Here is a 16,349-nt window from a genome sequence, read left to right on the forward strand (position 1 = left end):
CGCGAACGCGCCGTCCTCATGCAGCAGGCATTGAAGCAAGCGGCCGGGCGCTGGAACTATCCGCAATGGTGGATCGACTCCGTGCGCGCCGCCTATCCTGCCGGGTGGGAGAGCATCCTTGCAACCGGCAACCGCCCTCCGCCGCTTACGCTGCGCGTCAACGCGCGCAAGTGCAGCGTCGAACAGTACCTGCGCCTGCTGGAGGAAAGGGAGATCGGCGCTACCGTCGTCGGCCCGGTCGCCGTCCGCCTGGACAAGCCGGTACCGGTCGCGCAGATCCCCGGCTTCGCCGAGGGCATGGTGTCGGTGCAGGACGCGGCGGCCCAGCTCGCGGCGCCGCTGCTCGACCTGCGCGACGGCATGCGCGTGCTCGATGCATGCGCCGCCCCCGGCGGCAAGACCGGGCACATGCTGGAATGCGCGGACATCGACCTGCTCGCACTCGACAGCGATCCGCAGCGTCTTGCCCGCATCACCGAGAACCTGGACCGGCTGCAGCTGAACGCCGTGCTCAAGACCGGCGACGCCAGCGCCGTCGACTGGTGGGACGGGCGGCTATTCGACCGCATCCTCGCCGATGTGCCGTGCACCGCGTCGGGCGTCGTGCGGCGGCATCCGGACATCCGCTGGCTGCGGCGCAAGGACGATACCGCGCAGCTTGCAACACTTTCGGCGCGCATCCTCGACAACCTGTGGCGGATGCTCAAGCCCGATGGTAAATTGGCATTGGTCACGTGTTCGCTGTGGCCGAAGGAATCCGAGCTGCAGGCCGCCGCCTTTGCGGCGCGAAACAATGCCATCCGACTAGGCGCCCCTGGCCAGCTGCTGCCTGTTGCGGGCAATGGAGAAGATCACGATGGCTTGTTCTACGCGCTATTCCAAAAAGGCGGCGTCTGATAGTATCTTCGCCGACCCGGCCAGCAAGACGGAAGGATGCGGCCGGTCTTCCAGCTGCCTTTTCGACAAGCCCCGATAATTCCCGATAATAACGATCCATCGCCAGTGACCGACCTGCGCCCGTACCAGTGATTCGCCCTGTCCTTCACCTGCTGACGAGCTGGATGCTGGCAGCGACGCTGCTGGCGGCTGCGCTCGCGCCGTCTCCGGCGCGCGCAGAGGGCGTTGAAATCACGCAGGCGGCGCTGGAATACACCGACGAGGGATACAAGCTGGCGCTGGCCTTTTCCTTCGAGCTGACGCGCAGCCTGGAAGACGCGGTTACGCGCGGCATCCCACTGTACTTCACCACCGAGGTCCAGCTCACGCGACCGCGCTGGTACTGGTTCGACGAGAAGGCCGTCTCGGCTTCCCAAACCATCCGCATCTCCTACAACGTCCTGACGCACCAGTACCACGCCTCCATCAGCGGCCGCCTGCAGCAAAGCTTCAGCACGCTCGACGATGCGCTGTCGCTGGTGCGCCGCCCCAGCCGCTGGGTAGTGGCCGAGAAAGGGGCGCTCAAATCGGGCGAGGTCTACAACGTCGCCGTCCGCATGGGGCTGGATGTCGCCCGCCTTCCGAAGCCGTTCCAGGTCCACGCGATGAACAGTTCGGACTGGCGCTTCTCTTCCGACTGGAAGCAATTCACATTCAGGGCGGAATAAGGTGCAAAGGTTCCTGCGTTATTTCCTGGTCGTTGGCGGTGCGGTGGTCAGCATCCTGCTGTTCCTGCTCGCGTCCGCGTCCGAAAATTCCGCCTTCTTCGACCGGCATTACCCAGAACTGCTGGTGCTCAACGCGCTGATCGCGGTCGCCCTGCTGGCGCTGGTGGCCCTGCTGCTGACCCGCTTGTATCGAGGGCACAAGCGCCGCGAGTTCGGTTCGCGCCTGATGACGCGGCTGGTCCTGCTGTTCGCGCTGGTCGGGATCCTGCCCGGCACGGTGATCTACATGGTGTCGGTACAGTTCGTGTCGCGCTCCATCGAGTCCTGGTTCGACGTGCGCGTGGAATCCGCATTGGAGTCCGGGCTGACGCTGGGGCGCACCGCACTGGATGCCTCGCTGGCCGACCTGACCGCGAAGGCGCGCAACGTCGCGCTCGAGCTTTCGGAAATGTCCGAGTCCGCGCAAGTCACGCAACTGTCGCGCCTGCGTGATCAAAGTCAAATGCAGGAAGCAACTATTGTCACTTCCAGCGGTCATATTGTCGCGACCGTCGGCGGCCGCCTCGGGGCACTGGTGCCCGACCTTCCCAGCGCAGCCATGCTGCGCCAGGCGCGCATGTCGCGCGCATTTGCGGCGATCGAAGGAGGTTTCGATTCCAGCGACAACCCGGCAAAGGACAACCCGCCTCCGGCCGCGCAGGAGCAACGAGCCCAGCCCAGTGCTGCGGCCGACCTGCGCCTGCGCGTGGTGGTGGAAATCCCGGCGTCCAATTCCGACCTGTCGCTGCAGAGCGAGACCCGCTACCTGCAGTTGCTGCAGCCCGTTCCCGCCCATCTTGCCGCCAATGCGGAGGCGCTGCGCGCGGCCTACAGCGAATACCAGGAGCGTTCGCTCGCCCGTACCGGCCTGCGCAAGATTTACCTCGTGACACTGACACTGACCCTGCTGCTCGCCATCTTCGGCGCGATCGCCGCCGCGTTCCTGATCGCGGGCGATCTTGCACAGCCTTTGCTCGTGCTGGCCGAAGGCACCAAGGCCGTGGCGGAGGGCAACCTGTCGCCGCGTCCGATCGTGGCGACCTCGGATGAACTCGGCACGCTGACACAATCGTTCAATACGATGACGCGGCAGCTCTCCGAGGCGCGTGCCTCGGCAGAGCGCAACCGCGCCGCGCTGGCAAACGCAAAGGCTTACCTCGAGTCGGTGCTGGCGAACATGTCGGCCGGTGTGATGGTGCTGGACAGCCAGTTCCGCCTGGTGACCTGCAATGAATCGGTGGAACGCATCCTGCTGATCGATTTCGACGCCTATATCGGCAAGCCGCTGTCGGCCATTGATGGCCTGGAACCGATGGCCAATGCGATCACCAAGGCATTCTCGGAACAGCGCGCGCAGTCGGCGGGCGATGCGCCGTCCGACCTGCACTGGCAGAAGCAGATCGAGGTGCCGCGGCGCGGCGCCGAGCCCGACGGCGACAACGACATCACCCTGCTGGCGCGCGGCTCCTATCTCCCGGTCGCCGGCGGCACCGGCTATATCGTGGTGTTCGACGACATCACCGAGGTGATCTCGGCGCAGCGCTCGGTGGCCTGGGGCGAAGTGGCGCGTCGGCTCGCGCACGAGATCAAGAATCCGCTGACGCCTATCCAGCTGTCGGCGGAACGCCTGCAGATGAAACTGGAAACAAAGCTGGAAGGACAGGATGCCGCGGTGCTCAGCAAGAGCACCGGCACCATCGTCAACCAGGTGGCGGCGATGAAGCGCATGGTCGACGACTTCCGCGACTACGCCAAGACGCCGCCGGCCGTCCTCTCGCCGCTCGACCTGAATGCGCTGGTCGAGGAGATTCTGCATCTCTATGTCGGCGGCGACGATCGCTCCATCATCCATGCCGCACTCGGCGCCAACCTGCCGCAGGTCATGGGCGACGCGACGCAGTTGCGCCAGGTGATTCATAATCTCCTGCAGAATGCCCAGGACGCGGTGGCGGACATGGCCTTGCCGGGCAACAAGCCGCGCATCGACGTCACGACGGAGGCGGTGCACTATGACGACCCGGGTGGGCATCGCACCGCGGTGCGCCTGACGGTGGCCGACAACGGGCCGGGCTTCTCGCCGAAGATCCTTGCCCGCGCATTCGAGCCCTATGTCACGTCCAAGTCCCGCGGCACCGGCCTCGGCCTTGCCATGGTGAAGAAGATCGTGGATGAGCACGGCGGCCGCGTCGACATCAAGAACCGGTCAAACGGCAGCGGTGCAAAAGTCGCAATTTTGCTGTTAAAGTTAGCGCCGGACGAGAAACAAGCGGCGGCCTGAAACAAATCGTGACAACTCTCCTGCTCCTGGTCGGCGTACATCAACAATAATCAGCGACAGCGGAAGCACACAAGGTAAGCATATGGCAAACATTCTGGTAGTCGATGATGAAATGGGCATCCGGGAATTGCTCTCGGAAATTCTTGGCGACGAAGGCCACGTCGTCATCATGGCTGAAAATGCGCAGCAGGCGCGCGATGTCCGCGCGCAGGGAGCGCCCGACCTCGTCCTCCTCGACATCTGGATGCCGGACACGGACGGCGTGACGCTGCTCAAGGAATGGCAGCGCGACGGCCTGCTGACGATGCCCGTCATCATGATGTCCGGACACGCCACGATCGATACCGCCGTCGAAGCCACGCGCATCGGCGCCCTGAACTTCCTCGAGAAGCCGATCGCGCTGCAAAAACTGCTCAAGGCAGTGCAGCAGGGGCTCACGCGCACCACTGAAGTCGTGCGACCCGCCCCGGTGGCGTACCACGCGCGCCCGGCGGTCGTGGTGCCTGCCGAAGAGCCCGGCCTACCCGTACAGCCCGCCTACGCGGCACAGCCGGCGGGAAGCTCGCAAGGCGCTGCCGTGGCTGCCCCGGCAGCGATGCAATCCGAATCCCATGTCTTCGGGCTGTCTTTCGACCTTCCGCTGCGCGAGGCGCGCGATGCGTTCGAGCGCGCCTACTTCGAGCATCACCTGATGCGCGAGGGCGGCAGCATGACGCGCGTTGCAGAAAAAACCGGACTCGAGCGCACCCACCTGTACCGCAAGCTCAAGCAGCTGGGCGTGGAGCCGAGCAAGGTATCCCGCAAAGGGTGATTCCCGCCACGCTCGTCATCGGCGCCAACCCGGCTGCGCGGGAAGCAGCCATTCGCGCGGCGCTTGCTCCCGCAGAACACACTGCCATCATTCTCGAGGGCATTCCGGATACCCAGTCCGGCCTTGAATCCGCAATACCGGCGCCGCGGATCGCGCGCATCGCCCCCGGCTGCGTGTGTTGCACCGGCAACCTCACGCTGCGCGTCTCACTCAACCGGCTGTTACGCACGAAGCCGGACCGGCTTTTTATCGGTGTGGCAACGTCTGCCCACATTGCACAGATCCGTGCATTTCTTTCTGCTCCGCCCTACGACAATTTACTCGCGCTGACTAAAGATTTGCACGCCTGATGCCGTTCCTGATGACAGGAACATCATTTATCCGGCGCGGCGGCCGCGGGAATCCGGCATCGGCTTGAAATCCATGCAGGTGGCCCCATTTTTGCATCATTGGTTCCGGGTCACCTGGAATTTATCCCGTACCAGAAGGAGCGCAAAAATGAACTTGATCTACAACAGCGAGCAGTACAGCGTCGTAGAGTTCGGCGCCGACGACAGGCGCGAAGCCTTGCGCTTTGGCGGATATGAAATCATGGACAAATCCGGCAAGCGCGAGATCTTCATTGGCGGCACGCTCGCCAAGTCATTCCGCGAAGAGGTGGAAAACCTGATCGCAACCGAACCGACGGTGGAAGAGATTGACGACTTCCTCGGCAAATACGACGCACTGATGCGTCAGCCAGTCACCCTGCACTAATTACAAACCCCCGCCACAGAATACACGGCGTTCTGTGGAGTTCCGGAACTTCGCTGCGACTGTGCCTGAGTGCTGCCCTGTGGCATGATGGCGGGCAAAATCAGTCGGCTCCCATTCCAACGCAAACCAAGTCGCGCGGGTACCACCCGTGCAGGGCGACGTCTTTGCGCTGCGCTGGAATGGGAGCCCGCCAGCGAGGTTTGGAATGAATCGGTCGAATGCAGGGAATGTGACTCGCCGCGCGAGCGCGCAGGCGTGCCGGAAGACGTGAGACGGCATGGACGCGAACTCTCGTCCCGTTACAAGCGCCCAGGAGGGCGTGCATGAACAGCTGCCCGCACTCGTTGCCAGGCATGCCCGGTCCGAGTACAGAAAGCCGTTCATGCCATACAACCGCGATGCGTTCGAGACGAGCGTCGCGGCGTGGCGCGCGGCAGGAAGCCGGCCGCTGATCCTCGATGCCGGTTGCGGCGTCGGCCTCTCCACTCGCCACCTCGCGCGCACGCATCCCGCGCACTTCGTCATCGGCGTCGACCAGTCGGCGGATCGCCTCGCGCGCAATACCGCGTGGGAGGGCCCCGTGCCCGCCAACTTCATCTGCGTGCGCGCGGATCTCGTCGACTACTGGCGGCTGATGCTCGCCGCAGACATTCGACCTGCGAAGCATTTCATCCTCTACCCCAATCCCTGGCCCAAGATCGGGCATCTGGCTCGGCGCTGGCACGGGCATCCCGTCTTTCCCGTCATCGTCGCCCTCGGCGGCGAGATCGAATGCCGCAGCAACTGGCGCATCTACGTGGAAGAATTTGCAGCAGCGCTCGCACAGCTTTCCGGTAGTGCGGTCACTGCCGAGCGCTTCGCCCCTGCCGGCCCGATCACCCCCTTCGAAAAAAAATATGCAGACTCCGGCCACTCGTTATGGCGCTGCGCGGCGGTGCTGCCAAGTTAATTCGCCATAGTTTCCGCGGTAATTATTACCTCTCGACAATTCATATTTTTATGAAACACTTTTGGACATCGAGCATTAGCGCGCGTTTCGGGACGAAATGGTCTGGAAAGGCTTGATTTTCCTGCGTTTCAGACGAGAAATCTCCGTTTGACGGAGCACAAACGGCAGTTCTGTTCTTGTCAACTCCCGCATTTATGGCATTGTTCGTGTGACTAAAAGGCGCTAATCTCGGCCCTTGACCACGTTTTGACGGCACTCCGACTGGCAAACGCCGGGGGTACTTCCCGGCGTCGCGGCGGGGTAAAAAAACCTGCCAAAGCCGTGCGGACGACATGCCGCCGCGCCCGGTCCACACAACACGAACAAGGGTAATGCGACATGCTTAACGTCTCCAATTCTGCATCGACGACCCAGCCCGTGCTGGTCATGCGACTGACCGGACGCAACGGCCACCACTGCCCCTATACCGAAACCCTGCGCGAACACGGCCTGAACCTGACCGAATGCTTCAGCCTCGAATCCGCCTACCAGGCAGTCGAGCGCGGCTGCCGGGTCGGCCTGCTGATCATCACGCAAGAGTCCGAGCTGTCGCACCTGGACAAGTGCGAATCCTTCATCGGCAATACCCGGATTTCCTGGGTCGGCCTCGTCGCGCAGGAATTGATCGCGATGCCGCGCATGCGCGAATTCATCGGCGAACACCTGTTCAACTTCATCACCCTGCCCGCCGATCTCAACCATATCGTCCTCACGCTGCGCCATGCATGGGGCATGGCCTTCATGCGCGATCTCAAGCGCGACGCATCGCCCGTTCCGGCGCCGGAGAACGCAGACTTCGTGATGGTCGGCAGGACGCCGCAGATGCAGCAGCTGTTCAGCCAGCTCAACAAGGTGGCACGCACCGACGCCTCGGTGCTCATCACCGGCCCCTCCGGCACCGGCAAGGAACTGGCTGCACTGTCGATCCACCGCCAGTCGGCACGGCGCGATGCTCCCTTCGTCGCAGTCAACTGCGGCGCCATCGCCCCGCAGTTGTTCCAGTCGGAGCTGTTCGGCTATGAGAAAGGCGCCTTCACCGGCGCCAGCCAGCGCAAGATCGGCCGCATCGAGGCGGCCCAGGGCGGCACGCTGTTCCTCGACGAGATCGGCGACATGCCCTTCGACATGCAGGTCAACCTGCTGCGCTTCCTGCAGGAGAAGACCATCGAGCGCGTCGGCGGCAACGATTCCGTCGAGATCGACGTGCGCGTGATCGCCGCGACCCACATCGACCTTGCCGAGGCGGTGCGGCAGGGCCGCTTCCGCGAAGACCTCTACTATCGCATCAACGTGGTATGCATCAGCATGCCGCCGCTTGCCGACCGCGGCCAGGACATCGAAGACATCGCCAAGCACTATTTCTCCCAGTTCGCCAGCATGCACAACCGCAGCCTGCGCGGCTTCTCCAAGGCCGCGATGAATGCCCTGCTGAGCCACTCCTGGCCCGGCAATGTGCGCGAACTGGTGAACCGCGTGCAACGCGCCACAGTGATGGCCGAAGGCCGCTTCATCCAGCCCGAAGACCTCGGGTTCGACCGCGGCAGCGACCAGTCGCAGCTGATGTCGCTGGAAGACGCGCGTGCCGCCGCGGAGCGGACGATGATCCGCCGTGCGCTGTCCCAGTCGCGCAATCAAATCTCGCGCGCCGCCTCGCTGCTCGGCGTATCGCGCGTCACCTTGTATCGCCTGATCGAAAAGTACAACATCAGACCGGATGCAGTACCGCCGGCTCATGCGCCCTTCATGGGCAGCGGCAAGCCGGACCTCGAAGCTCACAAGTAAACACCGCGCCGCAAGCAGTTTGCGGATCGGCCCTTGGGCACGCGGCGCAGAAAGACGTGAAGCTCGCCGGCGCGGACCGGACTTACCTCTGCCGAGTGCATGGCGGGTTTCGCTGCGCTCTACCCACCCTACCGTCCTTTGTGCACAAAAAAAGAGTGGCTACTGAAGCTTCAGTAGCCACCCGTGCATGGGTCATCACCATCCCTCCATGTCACTCCGCGTGCACCACCTCCACGCGCCGCTGGTCTTCCCTTGCATAGCTGCGCAATACCTCGGCGAGCCTGCTGGCGGCCGGAGTAGTGCACCACGGACGGCCGTGGATCAGGTACAGCATCGATTTATAGGGCAGCCTGTCCCCGAGCGGCAGGCAGGTGAGCTGTCCCTGGTCGAGCCATTTCTGCACGCGGTGCTTGGGCAGCCACGCGTAGCCCAGCCCTTCGCACACGGCGGCGACAACCGTATCGAAACTGTTCATCGTCCAGCGCCGGATCTGCTTGGGCCCGCCGCCGGCCGGCTTGCCCGCTGCATTGCCATGCCCCATGTCGATCTGGATATGCTGTGCGAGATCCACGGAGCTCAACTCGCGCTCGCACTTCATCAGCACATGCCCGGGATGGGCGACGGCCACGTACTCGACCTCGGTAAGCGGCTCGCCAAGGTAGCCGAGCGGAACGCGCTCGCTGATGGCAAGGTCGACGTTGGGGTCACGCACGATATCTTCCGCCTGCAGCGTCGGCACCTCGCGCAGGCGGACATGGGCGGCGCCCTTGCCGATCTCGGTGAATTTGCTCAGCGCCTGGGTCAGCAGGTGCACCGGGAAATTGTGGTCAACTACGAGGCGCACTTCCTCCCCCCATCCCTGGCCGAGGTTCTTGGCGAAGGTTTCCAGTTCAATCGCTTCCTTGAGGACATTGCGCGAGCGTTCGAGGAGCGCGCGCCCTTCCGTCGTGAGGATGGCCTTGCGTCCTTCGATGCGCAATAGCGCGGTGCCCAACTGGTCCTGCAGTTTCGATACCGTGTAGCTGATGGTGGACTGGCTCAAGTGCAGCGCTTTCGCGGCTTCGGCAAAGCCGCCACAATCGATAACCGCATGGAAAATGCGCCATTGCTTGAGGCTGACATAGAGGTTGTGGATATCATGCGGACGCGAGCGGTAGGTGGCGCGCACGCCATCCTGTCTCACTGCCTGGTTCTGCTCTTGCTTTCTCGACTGCGTCATGGCTTCCCTCATGTTCAGAACAGACTCCCTGGCCGGCGCAGCTTGTTCTCGTCCTCCTGCGCCAGCAACTTGTGCCTTACTCCGGCGGGAGGTTGAAGCAAGACCTACGCCTGTGAACACAAGCATCTGATTTGTCGAGGGTTTTCAGACGTTGACGGGGGCGCGCCGTCCGCTAGTGTTTCACCGTCGTCGCGAGATGCGTTTCCCGGCGGCAGACCAGCACCCGCGCACTCTCGTAAACGGTCCTTTCGGCATCGTCCGTGAAGGGGTTCACCGCGCAGGAAAGCACGCCGCGGAAAGGAAAACCTATCGCAGGATTCGATAAATTGCCCTGCGTCTTCGATTCGTTGCTTCGCCGCTCGCAGCACCCTGATAGAAGCATGCTCGCGGTCATCGAAGTTGTCCTTCCGAGCATTGTCCGAAAATGTAAAGCATCGCCGATGCCTGCCTCCGGCATGTATGCTGGCAGTTGCCCCGAAGGGAGGAGTAAAGGCAATCATATGGCTGCCTGGACAAACCGGCCGGGCAAAAAAAACCCGCCACGCCTGCTTGCGCAGACTATGGCGGGAACCGGAGAGGGTAAGAGATCCGCAGCAACGGGAACGCAGGAGGCGCGGACCCAGTCTCCTCACCTATCGCAAGTGGCATGCCAATTCCGCAACTGCTTGATTCGTTTGGCCTAGTTTTGCGGATGCAGCAATGCCGGCGCTTTTCCTGTCCGGGAGTGTGTCAGCAGCGTTCAGTTGCCGCACGGACTGCCCAAAACCGGTGCGCCTGATCAGCCGCCGAAGTACGGCGAACGAACGGTGTCACGCCGTGCCGCCTGCACAGCCTCGCCACGCACCTCGTCGCGTGTCTTGGAGGAGGCGACGGCATTGTGTTCGACAAAAGCGCTGCTGCCGGCAATGCGCTCGGCGCCGCGATCCTGCTCAAGTTCGGCGCGCACTTCTGCACGGGTCTTGGTCAACGGCACGTTGACATGCTCGACGAAAATACCGTTGTCGGCGCAGGCGCTGCCGGCGGTGGCAAATACAGCAAGGGCGGCGATAATGTGTTTGGCGTTCATGGTCTTGCTCCCAATGGATCAGTTCGGTTAATTGAGGCCGGCCCGGATCGGACCTGGTCCCGCCTCGGCAGCGACTGTATGTCGATGCGTCACAGTGTAGAGATTGCGCGGGGCACAAAAAAGACGAATAATCGCAAGATACTATTTCTGATTCAGAAACAATGGAGCAACATGGACAGACTGCAATCGATGCGCGTCTTCGCCAAGGTTGTTGAGCAAGGCAGCTTTGCGGGAGCAGGCAAGGCGCTCGATATTTCCAACGCCGTCGTCACACGCCACGTCGCCGACCTCGAGGAACATCTCGGCACCCGGCTGCTGAACCGCACCACACGCCGCCTTTCGCTGACCGAGACTGGCCAGGCCTACCTTGAACGCGTGCTGCAGATCCTGCAGGAGATCGAGGACGCCGAAGCCATCGCCTCCTCCCAGTCCAAGAAACCGGGCGGCACGCTGCGCCTCTACTCCCATCTCGGCTTCGGCCAGTCTCAGCTGGCGCAACTGCTGCCCGCGTTTGCCGCGAAGTTCCCCGACGTCACGCTCGACGTAACACTTTCGGACAGGTCGGTGGACCTGGTGGAAGACGGTTACGACGCCGGGATCTTCATCGACTTCCAGAAATTCGATACAGGCATGATCGCGCGCCAGCTCGCCGTCGCGGAAGCCATCCTCTGCGCCTCGCCCAAATATGTAAAGGAGCACGGCGCACCGCAGAGCGTGGAGGATATCTCCCGTCACGCCTGCCTGAATTTCTCCTTTGAACAGTTGCGGCACTACTGGCCCACGCGGGGAAGCGACGGCGAAGCCGTCAACGTTCCCATCCGAAGCAAGGTGATCTCCAATAACGGCGAACTGCTCCGCCAGTGCGCACTGGCAGGGCTGGGAATCATGATCCGTCCCTCCTTCGCGCTCGGCGACGACCTCGCGGCCGGCCGCCTGGTACGCCTGCTGCCCCGGCACGGACTCGGACAGCTGGCCGTGGTGCTGGTGTATCCGAGCCGGCGCCTGCTGTCGGCAAAGGTGCGCAGCTTCGTCGATTTCATGGCGCAGCAGTTCCCGCGGCCGGAGACCGATCCGTGGCTGGGGTGACGCAGCCCGCCCCCGGAAACACCCGGACGTGCTATGTTTGGGTTTCACGCCCAACTTCCCCCGCTCCATCATGTGTCAGCTGCTCGGAATGAACTGCAATGTCCCCACCGACATCGTGTTCAGTTTCACCGGATTCGCCACCCGCGGCGGACGCACGGACGAGCACAAGGACGGCTGGGGCATCGCGTTCTTCGAAGGCGCCGGCGTGCGGCACTTCGTGGACTATGAATCCGCCGTCGCCTCGCCGATCGCCGAACTGATCAAGCGCTGCCCGATCAAGTCCAAGAACGTCATCGCCCACATTCGCAAGGCGACCCAGGGCCGCGTCTCGCTCGAGAACTGCCATCCCTTCGTGCGCGAGCTCTGGGGACGCTACTGGGTGTTCGCGCACAACGGCGACCTCAAGGATTTCGCACCCGCGCTCAACGGCGCGTTCCGCCCGGTGGGCACGACCGACAGCGAACAGGCATTCTGCTACCTGCTGCAGGAATTGCGCCGCCGCTTCGGCGACGTGCGGCCCCCGCTCGACGCCCTGACGGCAGCCTTGCGCGAACTGACGCAGGAGATCGCCCGGCACGGCACCTTCAATATGATGCTGTCCGACGGGACGGCACTGTTTGCGCACTGCTCCACCCATCTCCACTACATCGTGCGCCAGCATCCGTTCGCCACCGCCAAGCTGTCCGACGAAGACCTGAGCGTCGATTTTGCCCAGGTCACTACCCCGCGCGACCGCGTGGCCATCATTGTCACCGCGCCGTTGACCACGAATGAGACGTGGACCCAGTTCGATACGGGAGAATTGAAGGTCTTCGTGGAAGGCGAAACGATCCCGCTTTAATCCCGCTTTAATCCCGCCTCACGCCGAGGTAAGTGCCCGCTCATCCGGTCAGAGGTGCAACGCACAATCAAAAGTTGCAACACGGCAACAAAAATGCGCTAGAGTGTTACTGCAGTTCGGCATCCGCTTTGGCTTGCGGAAAGTGGCCCCGCTGGAGACGCGGGGCCGTTTGGCAGTTCAACGACGAGAAAAACAAGAAATTGATCATCGCCGAATCCACATCGGGGCCGGGGAGCACGATCCCCTTGCGCGTGCGCGAGTTCTTCCTCGCGCGCCAGCCCATTCTCGATCGCAACCAGGCCCTGGTCGCGTATGAACTCCTGTTCCGCAACGCCGAGGCCGGCCCGGCGCGCATCACGAGCGACCTGTCGGCCACCGCGTCCGTCATCGCGCACGCATCGCAGCTCGGCATGGAGAAAGTGATCGGCGATTCGGTCGGCTACGTCAATGTCGACGCCGCCGTGCTGATGAGCGACATCTTCAAGTTCCTGCCGCGCGAGAAAGTGGTCCTTGAGATTGTCGAGACGATGAAGGTGACGCCGCAAATCCTGGCGCGCGTCGAGCAGCTGGTTGCCGACGGCTTCCGGTTCGCGCTGGACGATGTGATCACCGATACGGAGGATGTGCAAAAGCTTTTGCCGCTGGTCGAGGTGATCAAGTTCGACCTGCGCGACATGCCCTTGTCAGCCCTGCTGAAGCTCACGCCGCGCTTCAAGTCCGCGAACAAGAAACTGCTGGCCGAAAAGGTCGAGAACCGGGAGCAGTTCCAGACCTGCCTCGATCTCGGCTTCGATTACTTCCAGGGCTACTACTTCGCCAAACCGGTCATCCTCAGCGGGAAGAAGCTCTCCCCTTCGCAGCTGTCGATCATGCAGCTGATGTCGCAGATCAATTCGGATGCGGACAATGCCGCCATTGAACGCAGCATCAAGAAAGACGTTTCGCTCTGCTTCAACCTGCTGCGCCTGGTGAACACGCCGGCGGTCGGTTCCCCGAGGCGCATCGACTCCGTCACCCAGGCGCTGATGATCCTGGGCCGCAACCAGTTGCGGCGATGGCTGCAGATCATGCTGTACGCCGAGCCCTGCAAGAAGGGCCATGCGATGACTCCCTTGCTGACGCTGGCGACCACGCGCGGCAAGCTTCTGGAGCTGATTGCGCAGCAGGTCGAACCGCGCAACCGCGGCATGGCCGATACCGCCTTCACGGTCGGCATCATGTCGCTGATGGATACGCTGTTCTCGATGCCGATGGAAGAAATCCTCCAGCAGGTGGCGGTGGTCGACGCGGTCGGCGATGCGCTCCTGCACCGCAAGGGCGTGTACGGCGAGTTGCTGAGTCTTGTCGAGCAGATGGAGCGCATCGAGGAGGCGGGTACGATGCTCGACGACCTGGTGGCCCGCTTCCGTCTGTCATCGGAAGACCTCTGCAACCTGCAACTTTCTGCATTCGAATGGAGCGACAGCGTGGCGCGGTATGCTTGATTCAAGCCGCTAAACGCAATGGTGGGTTTCGCTGGCGCTCTACCCACCCTACGGTCCTCTATAAAGAATCGCAGGGTGGGTAGAGCGCAGCGAAACCCACCGATTCAACGATCAACCTGAACGGATCACAGGTTCGGCGCGAGCCACCGCTCCACGTCTTCCTTCGGCACCCCACGGCGCGCGGCCATGTCGGCCACCTGGTCTTCGCCGACCTTGCCGACCACGAAATACTTCGATTCCGGATGGGCGAAGTAGAACCCCGACACCGACGCACCCGGGAACATCGCGAAGGACTCCGTGACGCGCATGCCGATCTCTTCGCATTGCAAGAACTTGAACATGTCGGCCTTCACCGTGTGCTCCGGGCAAGCCGGATAGCCCGGCGCAGGACGGATGCCGCGGTAGGATTCCTTGATCAGCTCTTCGTTGCTCAGCGATTCTTCGGCGGCATAGCCCCAGAACTCCTTGCGCACGCGCTCATGCAGGTGCTCGGCGAAGGCTTCGGCAAGGCGATCGGCAAGCGACTTCAGCAGGATGCTGCTGTAGTCGTCGTGCGCATCCTCGAAGCGTTTCTCATGCTTCTCGATGCCGATCCCGGCCGTGACGGCGAACAGGCCGATATAGTCGGCGATGCCCGACGACTTCGGCGCGATGAAGTCGGACAGGCACTGGTTCGGGCGCGCGACGCCGTCAATCACCGGCTTCACCGTCTGCTGGCGCAGGCCGTGGTAGGTGAAGGCCACCTTGGTGCGCGTCTCGTCGGTATAGATCTCGATATCGTCATCGTTGACGCTGTTCGCCGGCAGCAATGCGATTACGCCGTTGGCGGTAAGCCAGCGGCCTTCGATCAGCTTTTTCAGCAGTGCCAGGCCTTCCTCGTAGACCTTGCTCGCCTGCTCGCCGACGACCGCATCCTTCAGGATCGCGGGGAAGGGGCCGGCAAGGTCCCAGGTCTGGAAGAACGGGCCCCAGTCGATGTACTGCGCGATGGTCGCCAGGTCGTAATTCTTGAACACGCGGCGGCCGATGAATTTCGGCTTGACCGGCGCAAACTCCAGCTTCGCCTTGTTGGCGCGCGCGTCCGCCAGCGAGAGCAGCGGCACCGTCTTCTTGTTCGCATGCTGTTCGCGGATGCGCTCGTAATCGCTCTTGATGTCTTCGATGTACTGCTCGCGCTGCTCCTGCGTGAGCAGGGATTGCGCGACCGAGACCGAGCGCGACGCGTCCGGCACGTACACCACCGGGCCTTCATAGTTCGGTGCGATCTTCACCGCGGTATGCGCGCGGCTGGTGGTGGCGCCGCCGATCAGCAGCGGGATCTTGAGCATGCGGAAGTGCGGGTCGCGCTGCATTTCCTTGGCGACGTGGGCCATTTCTTCCAGCGACGGCGTGATCAGTCCGGACAGGCCGACGATGTCGGCGTTTTCCGCCTTCGCCTTGGCGAGGATCTCGGAACACGGCACCATCACGCCCATGTTCACCACTTCAAAGTTGTTGCACTGGAGGACGACCGACACGATGTTCTTGCCGATGTCGTGCACATCGCCCTTGACCGTGGCCACCACGATCTTGCCCTTGGGCTTGGCGGCAACGCCGGTGCGCTGCTCTTCCAGGCGCTTCTCTTCCTCGATGAAGGGGATCAGGTGGGCTACCGCCTGTTTCATCACCCGCGCCGACTTCACCACCTGCGGCAGGAACATCTTGCCCTGGCCGAACAGGTCGCCGACGATATTCATGCCGTCCATCAGCGGGCCTTCGATCACATTGATCGGCCGGCCGCCGGCTTCCAGCGTCTTGACGCGCATCTCTTCGGTGTCCTCGACGATCCACTGCGTGATGCCATGCACCAGCGCATGCGCCAGGCGCTTCTCGACCGGATCGTTGCGCCATTCGAGACTCTGCTCTTCCTTCTTCGCCCCGGCCTTGAGCGTGGCGGCGAACTCGATCATTCGCTCGGTCGCATCTTCGCGGCGGTTCAGCACCACGTCCTCCACGCGCTCGCGCAGCTCCGCATCGAGGTCGTCGTACACGCCGACCATGCCGGCGTTGACGATGCCCATCGTCAGGCCCGCCTTGATCGCGTGGTACAGGAAGACGGTATGGATCGCTTCGCGCGCGGGGTCGTTGCCGCGGAAGGAGAAGCTGACGTTGGACACGCCGCCGCTGATCTTCGCGTGCGGCAGGTTTTGCTTGATCCAGCGCGTGGCGTTGATGAAGTCGACCGCGTAGTTGTTGTGTTCCTCGATGCCGGTGGCGATCGCGAAGATGTTGGGGTCGAAGATGATGTCTTCCGGCGGGAAGCCCACCTTCTCGGTGAGCAGCTTGTAGGCGCGCGCGCAGATCTCGGTCTTGCGCGCATAGGTGTCGGCCTGGCCGGTTTCATCGAACGCCATCA

At 62.8% G+C, this 16,349-nt stretch carries 14 protein-coding genes; 11 read left to right on the forward strand and 3 right to left on the reverse strand.

Features of this window, described 5'->3' with window-relative positions; all coding sequences use genetic code 11:
• From rsmB to VFF99_RS08060, 8 genes are all read left to right on the forward strand, one after another.
• Positions 1-897 (forward strand): 16S rRNA (cytosine(967)-C(5))-methyltransferase RsmB (gene rsmB / locus VFF99_RS08025; RefSeq protein WP_325016688.1); only part of this gene is annotated, 897 nt, incomplete at its 5' end.
• 128 nt (positions 898-1,025) lie between these two features.
• Positions 1,026-1,604, forward strand: a complete 579-nt coding sequence (locus tag VFF99_RS08030) for a DUF4390 domain-containing protein (protein ID WP_414691516.1) — start codon at positions 1,026-1,028, stop codon at positions 1,602-1,604.
• Position 1,605: 1 nt separating this feature from the next.
• Entirely contained in the window at positions 1,606-3,921 is a 2,316-nt protein-coding gene (locus VFF99_RS08035; protein ID WP_325016690.1) for a sensor histidine kinase, read from the forward strand.
• An 82-nt stretch (positions 3,922-4,003) separates the two neighbouring features.
• Positions 4,004-4,732 carry a response regulator gene (locus VFF99_RS08040; RefSeq protein ID WP_325016692.1) on the forward strand — a complete coding sequence of 243 codons (729 nt, stop codon included), beginning with the start codon at positions 4,004-4,006 and terminating at the stop codon, positions 4,730-4,732.
• The gene (locus VFF99_RS08045; RefSeq protein ID WP_325016694.1) at positions 4,729-5,082 is read left to right on the forward strand and encodes a GTP-binding protein; all 354 of its coding nucleotides are present in this window, start codon (positions 4,729-4,731) and stop codon (positions 5,080-5,082) included. Before VFF99_RS08040 ends, VFF99_RS08045 begins: the two co-directional genes overlap by 4 nt.
• A gap of 148 nt (positions 5,083-5,230) precedes the next feature.
• On the forward strand, positions 5,231-5,488 hold the full coding sequence (locus VFF99_RS08050) for a BTH_I0359 family protein (protein WP_325016695.1): 258 nt from the start codon (positions 5,231-5,233) through the stop codon (positions 5,486-5,488).
• A 277-nt stretch (positions 5,489-5,765) separates the two neighbouring features.
• Positions 5,766-6,437 carry a tRNA (guanine(46)-N(7))-methyltransferase TrmB gene (trmB, locus tag VFF99_RS08055; protein ID WP_325016697.1) on the forward strand — a complete coding sequence of 224 codons (672 nt, stop codon included), beginning with the start codon at positions 5,766-5,768 and terminating at the stop codon, positions 6,435-6,437.
• A gap of 378 nt (positions 6,438-6,815) precedes the next feature.
• Positions 6,816-8,258 carry a sigma-54 dependent transcriptional regulator gene (locus tag VFF99_RS08060; protein WP_325016699.1) on the forward strand — a complete coding sequence of 481 codons (1,443 nt, stop codon included), beginning with the start codon at positions 6,816-6,818 and terminating at the stop codon, positions 8,256-8,258.
• A gap of 211 nt (positions 8,259-8,469) precedes the next feature.
• On the opposite strand, the gene VFF99_RS08065 is transcribed toward VFF99_RS08060, so the two are convergent.
• Both VFF99_RS08065 and VFF99_RS08070 read right to left on the reverse strand, forming a co-directional pair.
• Positions 8,470-9,477 (reverse strand): LysR family transcriptional regulator, encoded by a 1,008-nt coding sequence (locus VFF99_RS08065; protein ID WP_325016701.1) that lies wholly within the window; start codon positions 9,475-9,477, stop codon positions 8,470-8,472.
• Between the two features lie 778 nt (positions 9,478-10,255).
• Entirely contained in the window at positions 10,256-10,543 is a 288-nt protein-coding gene (locus VFF99_RS08070; RefSeq protein WP_325016703.1) for a DUF4148 domain-containing protein, read from the reverse strand.
• A 171-nt stretch (positions 10,544-10,714) separates the two neighbouring features.
• Here VFF99_RS08070 and VFF99_RS08075 point away from each other — a divergent pair, with 171 nt between their 5' ends.
• From VFF99_RS08075 to VFF99_RS08085, 3 genes are all read left to right on the forward strand, one after another.
• Positions 10,715-11,629 (forward strand): LysR family transcriptional regulator, encoded by a 915-nt coding sequence (locus tag VFF99_RS08075; protein ID WP_325016705.1) that lies wholly within the window; start codon positions 10,715-10,717, stop codon positions 11,627-11,629.
• Positions 11,630-11,699: 70 nt separating this feature from the next.
• Positions 11,700-12,470, forward strand: coding sequence for a class II glutamine amidotransferase (locus tag VFF99_RS08080; protein WP_325016707.1), 771 nt, complete (start codon positions 11,700-11,702; stop codon positions 12,468-12,470).
• Between the two features lie 206 nt (positions 12,471-12,676).
• Positions 12,677-13,954: an EAL and HDOD domain-containing protein gene (locus VFF99_RS08085; RefSeq protein WP_414691517.1), complete on the forward strand. Its 1,278-nt coding sequence runs from the start codon at positions 12,677-12,679 to the stop codon at positions 13,952-13,954.
• Between the two features lie 125 nt (positions 13,955-14,079).
• Here VFF99_RS08085 and VFF99_RS08090 read toward each other — a convergent pair.
• A partial coding sequence (locus VFF99_RS08090; RefSeq protein ID WP_325016711.1) for a vitamin B12 dependent-methionine synthase activation domain-containing protein occupies positions 14,080-16,349 on the reverse strand: 2,270 nt, incomplete at its 5' end.

Source organism: Noviherbaspirillum sp., assembly GCF_035654295.1.
Taxonomy (GTDB): Bacteria; Pseudomonadota; Gammaproteobacteria; order Burkholderiales; family Burkholderiaceae_D; genus Noviherbaspirillum.

Coding starts and splice junctions, on each gene's coding strand:
- VFF99_RS08040 (WP_325016692.1), top strand. CDS start 4,004: ATGGCAAACATTCTGGTAGTCGATGATGAAATGGGCATCCGGGAATTG.
- VFF99_RS08050 (WP_325016695.1), top strand. CDS start 5,231: ATGAACTTGATCTACAACAGCGAGCAGTACAGCGTCGTAGAGTTCGGC.
- trmB (WP_325016697.1), top strand. CDS start 5,766: ATGGACGCGAACTCTCGTCCCGTTACAAGCGCCCAGGAGGGCGTGCAT.
- VFF99_RS08060 (WP_325016699.1), top strand. CDS start 6,816: ATGCTTAACGTCTCCAATTCTGCATCGACGACCCAGCCCGTGCTGGTC.
- VFF99_RS08065 (WP_325016701.1), bottom strand. CDS start 9,477: ATGACGCAGTCGAGAAAGCAAGAGCAGAACCAGGCAGTGAGACAGGAT.
- VFF99_RS08070 (WP_325016703.1), bottom strand. CDS start 10,543: ATGAACGCCAAACACATTATCGCCGCCCTTGCTGTATTTGCCACCGCC.
- VFF99_RS08075 (WP_325016705.1), top strand. CDS start 10,715: ATGGACAGACTGCAATCGATGCGCGTCTTCGCCAAGGTTGTTGAGCAA.
- VFF99_RS08080 (WP_325016707.1), top strand. CDS start 11,700: ATGTGTCAGCTGCTCGGAATGAACTGCAATGTCCCCACCGACATCGTG.